The sequence below is a fragment of the Stenotrophomonas sp. 82F1 genome, from assembly GCF_056861525.1.
The window spans coordinates 292,768-307,711 of the sequence record NZ_JBSPUD010000004.1 but is presented as its reverse complement, the minus strand read 5'-3'; the positions used below and the strand labels follow the sequence as shown (position 1 = coordinate 307,711).

Here is a 14,944-nt window from a genome sequence, read left to right as displayed (position 1 = left end):
GACGCCTCCGTCACGACCAACGGTCTTGACCCACCTTTGCGGGCCACCGGCGTGACCTACCATCACCACCAACGGTCATGATCTACTGGCCCCTGCTCTGACGGAAACACGCGCGTGGTCTCCAGCTGGATCCTGCTGCTGGTCTCGGTTGCCTATGCGGCGCTGCTGTTCGGCGTGGCGTGGTGGGGTGACCGTCGGCCGATGTACCCGGACCGGCCGTGGCTGCGGCCGGTCGTCTACAGCCTGGCACTGGCGGTGTACTGCTCGTCGTGGACCTTCTACGGCGCAGTCGGCACCGCCGTGCGCAACGGCGTGGGCTACCTGCCGATCTACATCGGTCCGCTGCTGCTGCTGCTGTTCGGCTGGCGCATCATCGAGCGCCTGGCGCTGATCGCGCGCAGCCAGAACGTGGTCTCCATCGCCGACTTCATTTCCTCTCGCTTCGGTCGCTCGCGGCGGCTGGCGGCGCTGGTGGCGATCATCGCGCTGATCGGCATCATTCCCTACCTCGCCCTGCAGTACAAAGCGGTGGCGATGAGCCTGCAGGTACTGACCGGCAACACCGGCCCGACCGGGTTCTTCAGCGATCCAGCCCTGTACGTGGCATTGCTGATGGCGCTGTTCGCCACCCTGTTCGGTACCCGCCAAGTGGACGCCACCGAACACCACCACGGCATGATGCTGGCGATCGCGCTGGAATCGGTGATCAAGCTGGTGGCGATGGTGGCGGTGGGCGTGTTCGCTTACGTCTGGCTCAGCGACCGCAACGAGGCGGTGGTGGAGTCGGTGCATACGCTGTTCACTGGTCTGCCACCGGTGGGTTTCCTCTCGCAGACCCTGCTGAGTTTCCTGGCCATCATCTGCCTGCCGCGCCAGTTCCACGTGGCGGTGGTCGAGTGCGGCGACGTGCGCGACGTGCGCCGCGCGCGCTGGATGTTCGGCGGCTACCTGGTGCTGATTTCGGCGATGGTGCTGCCGATCGCCACCGCCGGCATCAGCCTGTTCGGTACCGGAAGCGGCGTGGCCGATGACTCGATGGTACTGGCCCTGCCGCTGGCCGAGGGCCGCAACGCGCTGGCACTGATCGCCTATATCGGCGGGTTCTCTGCCGCCACCGGCATGGTCATCGTGTCCTCGATCGCGTTGGCGACGATGGTCAGCAACGATCTGGTGATGCCGGTGCTGCTGCGTCGCAGTGGCGATCACCAGGAAGCGGCCGACGTCGCTTCGCGCGTGCTGTGGATCCGCCGCCTGGCGATTCTGCTGCTGGCGCTGATGGCCTACAGCTACTACCGCAGCAGCAGCAACGACAGCACCCTGGCCTCGTATGGATTGATGGCCTTCGCCGCGGTAGCGCAGTTCGCGCCGGGCCTGATCGGTGGCCTGTACTGGCGCGGCGCCAGCCGTCGTGGCGTGGAGACCGGCATGCTGCTCGGCTTCGCCACCTGGCTGTACACCCTGCTGCTGCCGGCGATGACGATGGCCGGCTGGATGGATGCGGGCTGGGTGCAGCACGGTCCGTTCGGCATCGATTGGCTGCGCCCGCAGCAGCTGTTCGGCATGACCGGCTGGGACCCGCTGACCCACGGCACGTTCTGGTCGCTGCTGGTCAACGCGGCGACGATGATGCTGGTATCGGCGCGTTGGCGCCCGGGCGTGGATGAGCGCCTGCGCGCTGCGCCCTTCCTCGATCCCTATGCCGAGCGGCCTTCAGTGGCCGGCGGTTGGCCGGGCCACGTGCACGTGGGCGACCTGCTGGCACTGGCCTCGCGCGTGGTCGGCGAACGCCATGCGCGGCGCTCGTTCTTCGAACAGGCGCAGTCGCTGGGGCGCGAGCTGCAGTCCTCTGCACCGGCTGACCGACCCTGGGTGCAGTTCACCGAACGCCTGCTGGCGGCGTCGATCGGTGCGGCGTCCGCGCGCCTGCTGCTGACCAGCCTGCTGCGCGGCTCGGGCATGGACCTGGGCGAAGTGGTGGCGGTGCTGGACGAAGCGGGCCAGGAGCTGCGCTTCAATCGCGAGATCCTGTCGACCACGCTGGAAAACATCAGCGCCGGGGTCAGCGTGGTCGACCCGGACATGCGCCTGACCGCCTGGAACCGGCGCTACCAGGACATGTTCGGTTACCCCGATGGGATGCTCTACGTGGGGCGCCCGGTGGCCGACCTGATCCGCTACAACGCCGAGCGTGGTGAGCTGGGCGAGGGCGATATCGAAGTGCAGATCAACCGTCGCATCGGCTATATGCGCGCCGGTTCGCCGCATGTGTTCGAGCGCACCCGCAGCGATGGCAAGGTGATCGAAATGCGTGGCCAGGCACTGCCCGGCGGCGGCTACGTCACCAGCTACAACGACATCACCGACTACAAGCACGCAGAACGCGCGCTGCTGGAAGCCAACGAAACGCTGGAACAGCGCGTGGCCGAGCGCTCGCATGTTGCGGAAGTCGCGCAGCAGTCCAAGACCCGTTTCCTGGCCGCGATCAGCCATGACGTGCTGCAGCCGTTGAACGCGGCACGACTGTTTGCTTCGGCGCTGCGCGACAGCGACCATGTCAGCGACGAGCAGAAGCACCTGGCCGAGCGCGTGGATGCGTCGCTGCGTGCGGCCGAGGAGTTGCTGGATGGGCTGCTGGACGTGTCGCGGCTGGATGCCGGCGGCCTGCATCCGGTGATCGGCGAATTCGACGTCAGTGCGCTGATGCGCGAGCTGGCCGCGCAGTACACACCGGTTGCGGCCGGACGTGGGCTGCGCCTGGATCTGTTCGCGCGTACCACCTGGGTGCGCAGCGACCGTCGCCTGCTGCGTCGCGTGCTGCAGAACTTCCTTGCCAATGCGCTGCGCTACACGCGGCAGGGGCGCATCGTGCTGGCGGTGCGCCAGCGCGGCGACGAAGTGGAACTGCAGGTGTGGGACACCGGTCCCGGCATTCCCGAGCATCACATGCGGCAGATCTTCGATGAGTTCCACCGCTACCAGCAGCCGTTCGACTGGGGCGAGCAGGGCCTGGGCCTGGGCCTGTCGATCTGCCAGCGCATCTCGCGCCTGCTCGACCATCGCTTGAACGCGCGCAGCCGGGTTGGCAGTGGCTCGATGTTCTCGATCATCCTGCCGCGGGTGGCGCCGTTGCCGGGCTATACCGAAGCGGTCGCCCTGGCGGCGACGGCACCGCCGGTCCGTAGTGATTCGCTGGCGGGCCTGCGCGTGCTGTGCGTTGACAACGACGAGGAGATCCTCGATGGCATGCGCGCGCTGCTGGGGCGTTGGCAGGTGCAGGTGATCACCGCATCGACAGTGGACCAGGCGCTGCAGAAGATCGCCGAGCGACCGCAGGTGATGCTGGTGGACTACCACCTGCACGACCGCATGGATGGCCTGGATGCGCTGGTGGCGCTGCGCGAGGCAGCGGGCTATCCGTTGCCCGGTGCGCTGCTGACCGCCGATGGCCGCGATGAGCTGAAGCGGCTGGCACGCGATCGTGGCTATCGCCTGTTGACCAAGCCGATCAAGCCGGCGTCGCTGCGCGCGTTCCTGGGCGCGCTGCGAGATACCCGGAACGGCGATGCCTGATGGCAACTGTAGAGCCAAGCCCATGCTCGGCTCCTGCGCGAAGCGCGGTGTTCCGCCGTCTGGCTGGAGAGCAGCCGAGCATCGGCTCGGCTCTACAAGATCTTGGTAGCTCGAACTCCCCGTAGAGCCGAGCCCATGCTCGGCTCCTGCGCGAAGCGCGGCTCATATATAGCCTTCGCTATAAAAACCAGCCCTGCCTGCGCGTTTCGCTGGAAATGCGCCACGCGCGGATCGCGGTGCTAAGCTTCGCGTCCCCTTGGGGAGTAGCCGGATTCCTACGCAGGAATCGTCCACGTCAACATACTCGGCCAGTGCGCCGTGGCGTGGACAACCATGATGGTTGGCGAGACCAGCGGCCCGCGCGCGCAACATCAGGTTGGGCGCGAGCGCAGGCCGTGCGTCCGTCCTTGCCCGACCTCAGCAGCCACCAATGTCCCCCCTTTCGATCCTCCTGATCGGCTTTGCCATGTCCACCGATGCCTTCGCCGCAGCGATCGGCAAGGGCGCAGCCATGCGCAAGCCGGTGTTCCGTGATGCGCTGCGCGCCGGCATCATCTTCGGCGTCATCGAGGCGATCACGCCCATCATCGGTTGGCTGCTTGGCCGTGCCGCGCTGCAGTACGTGGAAGCGTTCGACCACTGGATCGCCTTCGGCCTGCTCGGCGCGCTGGGCATCCACATGATCTACAACGGCCTGCGTCCGGATAACGGCGAGGACGATGAAGATCCGGCGCAGCACCATGGTTTCTGGAAGCTGGCACTGACCGGTTTCGCCACCAGCATCGACGCGATGGCGGTGGGTATCGGCCTGGCCTTCATGGACGTGCATATCGGGGTGATGGCCGCAGTCATCGGCCTGTGCACGCTGACCATGGTCACCGCCGGCATCATGCTGGGCCGCGTGCTCGGCAGCATGGTCGGCAAGCGCGCCGAAATCATCGGTGGTGTGATCCTGGTGATCATCGGTGCGACGATCCTGTACGAGCACCTGCACGGTGCCGCGTAAGCAGGGATAGCTGTAGAGCCGAGCCCATGCTCGGCTTGTGCCTGAAGCAGCCGAGCATGGGCTCGGCTCTACATTGGGGCATTGGCTGACACGCCTTGCGGCGTTGCGCTGATGGAGGGGCGGTCAGGCACAGCCTAGTCTTTCCGCATGTCCAGTCCCGCACTTCGTATTGGTCGGTGGTCGCAGACCGGCAATGTCTATGCGATCACCGCCGTGACATACGCGCGTCGGCGCTGGTTCGACGATGAGGCCAACGTCGATCTGCTGATAGAAGCGCTACGCACAGTGGAGCGGACGGGTCGGACATGCTCCCTGGCCTGGGTGATCATGCCGGATCATCTGCATTGGTTGATCCAATTGCGGAGCGGAACGCTCGCCGGCTGCATGCAGATTCTCAAGTCGCGCAGCGGCCGCTCCATCGGCAGGTACGTCGATGCCGATACTCCCATCTGGCAGCCGGGATACTACGATCACGCGCTCCGTAGCGATGAATGCCTGCGCACGCAGGCGACCTACATGGCGGCCAATCCGGTGCGCGCCGGACTAGCTACGTGCATTGGGGAGTACCCGTATGCGTGGAGTCGATGGCCGCTTGAAACGTGATCTGGAATCTGGCGAAGAGCAGCCGAGCGTGGGCTCGGCTCTACAGGGGCCCCATGACGTCTGTAGAGCCGAGCCCATGCTCGGCTCTGAAGTTCGTCACTATCAGTCTTCTTCCGGCGGCAGCACGATGGCGTCGTCGTCGATCGCCAGCTTGCCGGCCATCAGCACGGCCTGGGTGCGGTTGGTCACGCCCAGCTTGCGCAGGATCGCGGTGACGTGCGCCTTGATCGTTGCTTCGGAGACGTTGAGGTCGTAGGCGATCTGCTTGTTCAAGCGGCCCGCGCCGAGCATCTGCAGCACGCGGAACTGCTGCGGGGTCAGCTCGCGCAGGCGCTGGCCGACTTCGCGTTCTTCGCTGCCGGTCGGCGGCACGTTGTGTGCTTCCGGCGGCGCCCAGGTCTCGCCATCGAGGATGGTGCCGAGCGCATGGCCGATGGTGTCCGAGTCGGCCGATTTCGGGATGAAGCCCAGTGCGCCGTGGTCGAGTGCGCGACGCATCACCGTGGCTTCTTCGCGTGCGGAGACCACCACCACCGGCAGGTGCGGATGCAGCGAGCGCATGTGCACCAGCGCATTGAAGCCCTGTGCGCCGGGCATGTTGAGATCCATCAGGACCAGGTCGGCGTCGTTGTGCTGGTCGGCCAGCGCATACAACGCTTCCACGCTGTCGGCCTCGAACAGTTGAACGCCCGGAATGACCCGCTGCACGGCACCCCGCAGGGCTTCGCGGAACAACGGATGGTCATCGGCAATCAGGAGGGTGGTCATGGTCGGGGGGAACCGTAGGGGGAACTGTTCGGGGCCGAAGCCCCTGGGGTCAGAGCCCGTTCCTTGCGGAAAGGGATCCGACCCCGGGTAGCGAATCAACGAACCTTGCGTTCGTCCACCAGCGAGGCCACGACCGACGGATCGGCCAGGGTCGAGGTGTCGCCGAGCTGGTCCGGCGCGTTCTCGGCGATCTTGCGCAGGATGCGGCGCATGATCTTGCCCGAACGGGTCTTCGGCAGGCCCGGCGCCCACTGCAGGTGATCGGGCGTGGCGATCGGGCCGATCTCCTTGCGTACCCAGGCGACCAGCTCCTTCTGCAGCTCGTCGCTGGGCGCTTCCTCGGCCACCAGGGTGACGTAGGCATAGATGCCCTGGCCCTTCACGTCGTGCGGGAAGCCGACCACGGCGGCCTCGGCCACCTTCGGATGCGAGACCAGTGCGCTTTCCACTTCGGCGGTGCCGATGCGGTGGCCGGATACGTTGATCACATCGTCCACGCGGCCGGTGATCCAGTAGTAGCCGTCTTCGTCGCGACGGCAGCCGTCACCGGTGAAGTAGCTGCCCGGGTAGGTGCGGAAATAGGTATCGATGAAGCGCTGGTGGTCGCCGTACACCGTGCGCATCTGGCCCGGCCAGGAGTCACGGATGATCAGGTTGCCTTCGGTCGGGCCATCCTTGATCTCGCCATCGGCGTTGACCAGGGCCGGCTGCACGCCGAAGAAGGGCAGGGTGGCCGAACCCGGTTTCAGATCCATCGCGCCGGCCAGCGGTGAGATCAGGATGCCGCCGGTCTCGGTCTGCCACCACGTATCGACGATCGGGCAGCGGCTGTCGCCGACCACCTCGTAATACCAACGCCAGGCTTCCGGATTGATCGGTTCGCCGACGCTGCCGAGCAGGCGCAGCGACGCGCGCGAGGTCTTCTTCACCGGCTCCTCGCCTTCGCGCATCAACGCGCGGATGGCGGTGGGGGCGGTGTAGAAGATCGACACCTTGTGCTTGTCGATCACGTTCCAGAAGCGCGACGTATCGGGGTAGTTCGGTACGCCCTCGAACATCAGCGAGGTCGCGCCATTGGCCAGCGGGCCGTACACGATGTAGCTGTGGCCGGTGACCCAGCCGACGTCGGCGGTGCACCAGTAGATGTCGTCCTCGCGCAGGTCGAACACCGCTTCATGAGTGTAGGCCGCGTACAGCAGGTAACCGGCGGTGGTGTGCAGCACGCCCTTCGGCTTGCCGGTGGAACCGGAGGTGTAGAGGATGAACAGCGGATCCTCGGCGTTCATCGGTTCCGGTTCGCAGCTGGCCGGCTGGCTGTCGACCACATCATGGAACCAGCGGTCGCGCGGGGCCTGCATGTCCACCGCGCCGCCGGTGTGACGCACCACCAGCACGGTTTCAACCGTATTCGTGCCGGGCAGCTTCAGCGCCGCATCGACGTTGGCCTTCAGCGGAATCTTGCGGCCACCACGCAGGCCTTCGTCGGCGGTGATGATCAGCTTGCTCTGGCAGTCGCTGACCCGGTCGGCGATCGAGTTCGGCGCGAAGCCACCGAACACCACCGAGTGGATCGCACCGATGCGCGCGCAGGCCAGCATGGCCACGGCAGCGTCGACGATCATCGGCAGGTAGATGGTGACCCGGTCGCCCTTCTTGACGCCGAGGTTACGCAGCGCGTTGCCGAGGCGGCAGGTGCGCTCGTACAGCTCGCGATAGGTCACGTGCTGGGCCGGCGCATCCGGGCTGTCCGGCTCGAACAGCAGGGCGGTCTTGTCGCCACGCTTTTCCAGCTGGCGGTCCAGGCAGTTCACGCTGGCGTTGAGCTCGCCATCTTCGAACCACTTGATGTGGAAGTCGGCCAGGTCGTAGCTGACGTTCTTGATCTTCGTCGGCTTGCGCGACCAGTCCAGCCGCTCGGCGGCCTTGCCCCAGAACGCATCCGGATCGGACACCGAGGCCTGGTACTGCTGTTCATAGGAAATCTTGTCGATACGCGCCTTGGCGGCGAACTGCGGATCGACGGGGTAGAGATCAGCCATGGCACCCTCACTTGCACGTTGACTTTGTGTGTGCAGCCGCAGCATTGCCGCAGCCGTTCCCCCTCAGTTTGCCCCATCCACCCCCGGTCGCGTCACCACTTCGGTTAGACCTTGGTCGAAAGTCGGGCCCCTGCAGGCCTGGGTTCGACCAATGGCCAATAGCCGGTGCGTGCAAACGCCCCGCAGTCTCGGCTCGACCGTGCCCCACGCGCGGCATCACCTTGCCACTTGGGAGAGAGGGCAACATGAGCCACCGTACGTTGAAAGCCGTGCGCACACCTTTGGCGGCCTGCCTGTTGGTCGCCCTGGTCGCACCGGGCATGGCGTTCGCCGAGACCGCCAAAGAGAAGGCACTGGAGTCACGCGTCGCCGAACTGGAGCGGCAGGTGCAGGCGCTGCTGGCGTCGCAACAGCAGCAACAGACCCAGATCGTGCAGACCCAGCAGGCGGTCACCGACGTCCGCACGCTGCAGGCCGAACAGAAGCCGGCGGTGCCTGCGGGCAAGCAGCCGATCCAGGTCACCACCATCACCCCCGGCGCGGCGCCGGGTACCACGGTCAAGATCGGCGGCTTCATCAAGGCCGATTTCCTGGCCACCCAGACCAGCGATGGCCAGCTGGCCGACGATGCCACCGGCCGCGCGCTGTACCTGCCCGGGCAGACCCCGGTGGAAGGTGCCGGCGGCAGCGGCAAGCGCTCGGACGTGGACTACAACGCCCACGCCAAGTTCTCGCGCTTCAACCTGGGCATCGACAACGTCAGCGAGTCGGGCAACAAGGCCGGCGCGTTCTTCGAGATGGATTTCTTCGGCAATTCGCTGGGCAACCAGACCGCCACCAACACCTATGGCTTGACCCTGCGCCATGCGTACATGTACTGGAACAACTGGATGGCCGGCCAGACCTGGTCGAACTTCATGGATGCGGCATCGCTGCCGGAAGCGGTCGACTTCGTCGGTCCGACCGATGGCGTGATCTTCGTGCGCCAGGCCCAGCTGCGTTACACCAAGGGCGGCTTCAGCGTCGCGCTGGAGAATCCGGAAACCACCACCCTCACCGGTACGCGCAATCCGGTCACCGGCGCCTGGACCAATGCCAGCGCCAACTCCGATCGCGGCAGCCTGCCGGACCTGACCCTGCGTTATGGCTGGAAAGGTGACTGGGGCACCTTCGGTGTCGGCGGCATCGTCCGTCAGCTGAAGGTCGACAACCAGACCACCGGTGCCAAGGCCGACAAGGTGGCCGGTGGCCTGACCCTGGGCGGCAAGTGGGTGATGGGTGACAGCGATTCGCTGCACTACCAGTTCACCGGTGGCGAGGGCATCGCCCGCTACATCGGCCTGGGCATCACTGCTGATTCGGCCTATGACGTGGCCCGCGACGAGCTCAACCCGACCGGTGTGATCGCCGGCTACGTCGGTTGGCGCCATGCGTTCTCGCCGAAGCTGCGCACCAACCTGATCTACGCGCGCAGCGACTACGACAACGACAGCATCCTCGGCCCGCTGGTGACCAAGAGCGTGCAGAGCATCCGCGGCAACATCTTCTACTCGCCGCTGCCCAAGGTCGATGTCGGTGCCGAGCTGATGTACGGCAAGCGCGAGGTCGAGAACGGCAACAAGGGCGACATCACCCGTCTGCAGTTCACCACGAAATACAGCTTCTGATCGAGTGCCGACCAACGGTCGGCACCTGCCGAGATTGAGTGCCGACCATGGTCGGTATCTACCTAGACTGCGTGCCGACCAAGGTCGGCACCTACAGAGGGAAAGCGTCCCATGTCCACAACACCTGCACCGGCGAAAGCCCAACTTACCCAGGGACACAAGAAGGTCATCTTCGCGTCGAGCCTGGGCACCGTTTTCGAGTGGTACGACTTCTTCCTGTATGGCTCGCTTGCGGCGATCATCGCCAAGCAGTTCTTCAGCGGCGTCAATGAAACCACGGGCATGATCTTCGCCCTGCTGGCCTTCGCGGCCGGCTTCTTCGTGCGACCGTTCGGCGCGGCCTTCTTCGGCAGCCTCGGCGACCGTATCGGCCGCAAGTACACCTTCCTGGTCACCATCCTGATCATGGGCATCTCGACGTTCCTGGTCGGTGTGCTGCCCAACTACGCCTCGATCGGCTTCGCCGCGCCGGTGATCCTGATCATCCTGCGCCTGGCCCAAGGCCTGGCGATGGGCGGTGAGTACGGTGGTGCTGCCACCTACGTGGCCGAGCATGCGCCGGACGACAAGCGTGGCCTGTACACCAGCTTCATCCAGTGCACGGCCACGCTCGGCCTGTTCATGTCGCTGCTGATCATCCTGGCCTGCCGCTATTTCCTCGGCAACGAAGCCTTCGAAGCCTGGGGCTGGCGCATTCCGTTCCTGGTCTCGATCGTGCTGCTGGGCGTGTCGGTGTGGATCCGCCTGCAGCTGAGCGAGTCGCCGCTGTTCCAGCAGATGAAGTCGGAGGGCAAGGGTTCCAAGACGCCGTTCCGTGACAGCCTGAAGGGCGGCAACCTGAAGCTGATGCTGCTGGTGCTGCTCGGTGCTGCCGCAGGCCAGGCGGTGGTCTGGTATGGCGGCCAGTTCTACGCGCTGTTCTTCCTCAGCAGCATGCTGAAGGTCGATGCCACCACTTCCTACCTGCTGATCGCGGCTGCGCTGGCGCTGGGCGTGCCGTTCTTCATCTTCTTCGGCTGGCTGTCCGACCGTATCGGCCGCAAGAAGATCATCCTCGCCGGCTGCCTGCTGGCCGCCGTCACCTACATCCCGATCTTCAAGGGCCTGACCCACTTCGCCAACCCGGCCATCGAAGAGGCCCGCAGCAGCTCGCCGGCGCTGGTCGTGGCCGATCCGGCTACCTGCTCGTTCCAGTTCGATCCGGTGGGCCTGCGCAAGTTCACCAGCTCCTGCGACGTGGCTACCGCCGCGCTGACCAAGGCCGGTGTGCCGTATGACGTGCAGCCGGCCGCCGCTGGTTCGCTGGCAATGGTCAACGTGGGCAGCGCCAGCGTCACCTCGTATGAGGCCGCCGGCCTGAGCAAGGAAGAAGGCAAGGCCAAGGCCGATGCGTTCGGTGCCGAGCTGAAGACCGCGCTGACCACCGCCGGCTACCCGGCCAAGGCAGACGGCGCACGCATCAACTACGCCGGTACGATCTTCATGCTGTGGCTGCTGGTGCTGTACGTGACCATGGTCTACGGCCCGATCGCCGCCTACCTGGTCGAACTGTTCCCGACCCGCATCCGCTACACCTCGATGTCGCTGCCCTACCACATCGGCAACGGCTGGTTCGGTGGCTTCCTGCCGGCGATCTCGTTCGCGCTGGTGGCCGGTACCGGCAACCTGTACTACGGCCTGTGGTACCCGATCATCATCGCGCTGATGTCGGTGGTGATTGGCGGCCTGTTCCTGCGCGAGACGAAGAACGTGGACATCACCAAGTAGGAATGATGTTCATTGGATGAAGGAGAGGCCGTGGTGCAGACCACGGCCTTTTCGTTTCCCTGTAGCGCCGAGCCATGCTCGGCGACCGCGCAACGCGCGGCACAAAACTCCGCAGACGCGAACAGACAGCGCTCAATGCCGTCATCGCGGTTGACAAGCATCCGAAGCCACATGCCCTCTCGCGCCTGGGGTCAGATCCCTTTCGCACGCGAAAGGGATCTGACCCCATCGAGACCGCCGCCTCACGTGCGCACACCGTATAGTCGCGGAATGAGCACCTCAGCCGCCGACCTCCCCGCCATCCTGCACACCCTGCGCAGTGCCTGGCAGTCGCAGCGTCCCTCGCTCGACCAGCGCGACGCCGATCTGCGTCGCCTGCGCGCGGCGCTGAAGGAACGCATGGACGAAATGGCCCAGGCCATCGCCGAGGACTTCGGCCACCGCGCCCATGTCGAATCGAAACTGGCCGATGGCATGAGCGTGCTGTCGGCCATCGACCACCTGCGCCGCCACCTGCGGCACTGGTCGAAGCCGCGTCATGCGTCTGCCGGCTGGAAGCTGTGGCCAGCCCGCGCGCAGCTGCGGCCGACGCCGCTGGGTGTGGTCGGGGTGATCTCGCCGTGGAACTATCCGGTCACGTTGGCGTTGGTGCCGCTGGCCACCGCGATTGCCGCTGGCAACCATGTGCTGCTGAAGCCTTCCGAGCACACACCGCGCACCAGCGCGTTCCTGGCCGATCTGCTGGCCAGCGTGTTCCCGCTCGAGCGCGTGGCGGTGGCGCAGGGTGGGGCGGACGTGGCGGCGGCGGTTTCCTCGCTGCCGCTGGACCATCTCGTATTCACCGGTTCCACCGCGGTCGGTCGCAAGGTGATGGCGGCGGCGGCGGAACATCTGGTGCCACTCACGCTGGAGCTGGGCGGGAAGTCGCCTGCCATCGTCTGCCGCGATTTTCCGTTGGACAAAGCCGCAGCGCGGCTGGCCACCGGCAAGTGGTTCAACGCCGGCCAGACCTGCATCGCGCCGGATTACGTGCTGATCGACAGCATGCGCCAGCGCGAATTCGTGCAGGCACTGCAGCAGCAGGTGCGCGAGCGTTACGGCGATTTCAGCGATGCGGATGACTACACGCGGATCATCAATGAAGGCCAGTACCGGCGCCTGCAGGGCTATCTGGCGCAGGCGCGCGAACGCGGTGTGCCGGTGATTCCGTTGGCGCAGGTGGATGAGGCGCGCGCTGATCGCGAGCGGCTGCTGGTGCCGACGGTGGTGCTGGACCCGCCGGACGATCTGGATCTGATGCGCGAGGAGATCTTCGGCCCGATCCTGCCGGTGCGCGCCTATCCGGACCTGGATGCGGCGCTGGCCAACATCGTGTCCCGCGACCGGCCGCTGGCGCTGTATCCCTTCAGCCATGACACAGCCACGGTGGAGCGCATCCTCGGCCAAGTGGTGGCGGGTGGGGTGACGGTCAATGACACGCTGCTGCACTTCGCCGCTGATGGTTTGCCGTTCGGTGGCGTTGGGGCCAGTGGCATGGGCGCGTACCACGGGCAGGCTGGGTTCGATGCCATGAGCAAGCTGCTGCCGGTGTTGTGGCAGTCGCGCTGGGCGGCCAGTGACCGGCTGCGGCCACCGTATTCGAAGATTGCCGGGCTGTTGAGGTTGCTGCTGCGGTGAAGCCATTCCGGTGACGCATTCCCGTAGAGCCGAGCCCATCCCGGCCACCCGGGTAGAATGCCCGCATGAAGATCGCCTCGTGGAACGTCAATTCGCTCAATGTTCGCCTGCCGCACCTGGAGCAGTGGCTCAAGGACTTCGGCCCGGACATCGTCGGCATCCAGGAAACCAAGCTGGAGGACCACAAGTTCCCTGATTCGGCGCTGATCGCCGCCGGTTACCGCAGCGTATTCGCCGGGCAGAAGACCTACAACGGTGTGGCGCTGGTGTCGCGCGAGCCGGCGCAGGACGTGCAGGTCGGCATTCCCGGTTTCGAGGACGAGCAGAAGCGGGTCATCGCCGGCACCTTCGGCGACCTGCGGGTGATCAACCTGTACGTGGTCAACGGCCAGGACATCGGCACCGACAAGTACGAGTACAAGCTGCGCTGGCTGGAGGCGGTGCACGCGTGGATCGCCGAAGAACTGCAGCGGCATCCGAAGCTGATCGTGATGGGCGACTTCAACATCGCCCCCGATGCGCGCGACGTGCATGACCCGGAGGTGTGGAACGAGAACCACATCCTGACCTCCACCGCCGAGCGTGGCGCGCTGGCCAAGCTGGTGCAGCTGGGCCTGCACGATGGCTTCCGCCTGCACAACGACGAGGCCGGCACGTTCAGCTGGTGGGATTACCGCGCAGCGGGTTTCCGCCGCAACCTCGGCCTGCGCATCGACCTGAATCTGGTCTCCGATGCATTGAAGGGCAGTGTGGTGGCCTCGGGCATCGACCGCGAGCCGCGCACCTGGGAACGCCCCAGCGACCATGCACCGGCCTGGGTGCAGTTGGGTTGAAACAACGAGGCCCGGCAATGGCCGGGCCTCGTGTTCAAGCAGTATTCCGCGTCAGCGTATGCTCTTGCGGGTGAACAGGTTGACGATCGCCAGCAGGATCACCGCGCCGATCAGCGAGAACAGGAACGTGCGCAGGGTGATCGCTTCGTTGATGCCGCCGCCGAACAGCCAGCCCGAAATCAGTGCGCCGACGATGCCCACCACGATGTTGAGGATGATGCCCTGCTGGCCATCGCGCTTCATGATGATGCTTGCCAGCCAGCCGACGATGCCGCCGACGATCAGCCAGATGATGATGCCCATGATCGACTCTCCGGTGGATAACCGAGCCCAGTTGACGCGCAACGCTGTGAACCCGTCGTGCAATCCCGTGACGGCCGCGTGCGGATGAGCCTGCCAGCCACTCTCGACGGCCCCTGGCGGTTTGGTCCGGTCACCGTCTGGCGCTGCCCGCACGTGCCCGGTCAGCGCGGTGAGCCGCAGGCCCGGCAGGTGCTGGCACAGGCCCTGGGCGGCGAGCCGGATGCGCTGCCGCTGCTGCGCGATGACAAGGGCCGGCCCGAGCTGAGCGGCGCGCTGGCCCACTACGGCACCGGCTGGAGCCACAGCGGCGAGGTGCTGCTGGTGGCGCTGGGCGAAGGCGTGCGGTTGGGCGTGGACCTGGAACTGCTGCGGCCGCGCCCGCGCATGCTGGAAATCATCCAGCGCTTCTTCCATCCCGACGAAGTGGTCTGGCTGCAGGGCCTGGACGAGGCCGACCGCGAGCATTGGTTCTTCCGCGTGTGGTGCGCCAAGGAAGCCATGCTGAAGGCGCACGGGCAGGGCATTTCCTTTGGCCTGCACCGCCTGCAGCTGGCCCCGGCCGCCGATGGCGCGCTGCACCTGCGCTGGTGCGACCCGGAACTGGGCGAGGCGGCGCGCTGGCACCTGCACGAGTGGCAGGCCAGTGGCCAGTTCCGCGCCGCATTGGCCTGGTATCCGCAGTGAATCGCCGAATCTGCAGTGAAAACCGGC

At 65.9% G+C, this 14,944-nt stretch carries 11 protein-coding genes and 1 riboswitch; of the genes, 8 read left to right on the top strand and 3 right to left on the bottom strand.

Annotation, left to right across the window (positions count from 1 at the left end; all coding sequences use genetic code 11):
• Window positions 1-114 precede the first annotated feature (114 nt).
• The 3 genes from AC13GI_RS07600 (at window position 115) to AC13GI_RS07590 (ending at window position 5,179) form a co-directional block, all read left to right on the top strand.
• Entirely contained in the window at window positions 115-3,570 is a 3,456-nt protein-coding gene (locus tag AC13GI_RS07600) for a hybrid sensor histidine kinase/response regulator (protein WP_482995964.1), read from the top strand.
• A 252-nt stretch (window positions 3,571-3,822) separates the two neighbouring features.
• Window positions 3,823-3,912: riboswitch (yybP-ykoY riboswitch) on the top strand.
• A gap of 88 nt (window positions 3,913-4,000) precedes the next feature.
• Complete coding sequence (locus AC13GI_RS07595; protein ID WP_099819933.1) at window positions 4,001-4,576, top strand: manganese efflux pump MntP; 576 nt, start codon at window positions 4,001-4,003, stop codon at window positions 4,574-4,576.
• Window positions 4,577-4,723: 147 nt separating this feature from the next.
• Window positions 4,724-5,179, top strand: a complete 456-nt coding sequence (locus tag AC13GI_RS07590) for an REP-associated tyrosine transposase (protein WP_482995963.1) — start codon at window positions 4,724-4,726, stop codon at window positions 5,177-5,179.
• Window positions 5,180-5,281: 102 nt separating this feature from the next.
• Here the strand turns inward: AC13GI_RS07590 and AC13GI_RS07585 are convergent, their stop codons facing one another.
• Window positions 5,282-5,947, bottom strand: coding sequence for a response regulator transcription factor (locus AC13GI_RS07585; protein ID WP_006477308.1), 666 nt, complete (start codon window positions 5,945-5,947; stop codon window positions 5,282-5,284).
• Window positions 5,948-6,042: 95 nt separating this feature from the next.
• A complete protein-coding gene (acs, locus tag AC13GI_RS07580; RefSeq protein WP_482995962.1) occupies window positions 6,043-7,986 on the bottom strand; it encodes an acetate--CoA ligase in 1,944 nt (647 codons plus the stop codon).
• A gap of 245 nt (window positions 7,987-8,231) precedes the next feature.
• Between acs and AC13GI_RS07575 the strand changes: the two genes are divergently transcribed.
• The 4 genes from AC13GI_RS07575 (at window position 8,232) to xth (ending at window position 13,930) form a co-directional block, all read left to right on the top strand.
• Window positions 8,232-9,653 carry a DcaP family trimeric outer membrane transporter gene (locus AC13GI_RS07575; RefSeq protein ID WP_482995961.1) on the top strand — a complete coding sequence of 474 codons (1,422 nt, stop codon included), beginning with the start codon at window positions 8,232-8,234 and terminating at the stop codon, window positions 9,651-9,653.
• Between the two features lie 111 nt (window positions 9,654-9,764).
• Entirely contained in the window at window positions 9,765-11,420 is a 1,656-nt protein-coding gene (locus tag AC13GI_RS07570) for an MFS transporter (RefSeq protein ID WP_482995960.1), read from the top strand.
• 270 nt (window positions 11,421-11,690) lie between these two features.
• Entirely contained in the window at window positions 11,691-13,097 is a 1,407-nt protein-coding gene (locus AC13GI_RS07565; protein WP_482995959.1) for a coniferyl aldehyde dehydrogenase, read from the top strand.
• Window positions 13,098-13,162: 65 nt separating this feature from the next.
• A complete protein-coding gene (xth, locus tag AC13GI_RS07560) occupies window positions 13,163-13,930 on the top strand; it encodes an exodeoxyribonuclease III (protein ID WP_482995958.1) in 768 nt (255 codons plus the stop codon).
• A gap of 51 nt (window positions 13,931-13,981) precedes the next feature.
• Here the strand turns inward: xth and AC13GI_RS07555 are convergent, their stop codons facing one another.
• Window positions 13,982-14,233: a GlsB/YeaQ/YmgE family stress response membrane protein gene (locus AC13GI_RS07555; RefSeq protein WP_025878785.1), complete on the bottom strand. Its 252-nt coding sequence runs from the start codon at window positions 14,231-14,233 to the stop codon at window positions 13,982-13,984.
• An 84-nt stretch (window positions 14,234-14,317) separates the two neighbouring features.
• Between AC13GI_RS07555 and AC13GI_RS07550 the strand changes: the two genes are divergently transcribed.
• On the top strand, window positions 14,318-14,917 hold the full coding sequence (locus AC13GI_RS07550) for a 4'-phosphopantetheinyl transferase family protein (protein WP_089237883.1): 600 nt from the start codon (window positions 14,318-14,320) through the stop codon (window positions 14,915-14,917).
• The last annotated feature ends 27 nt before the right edge of the window (window positions 14,918-14,944 follow it).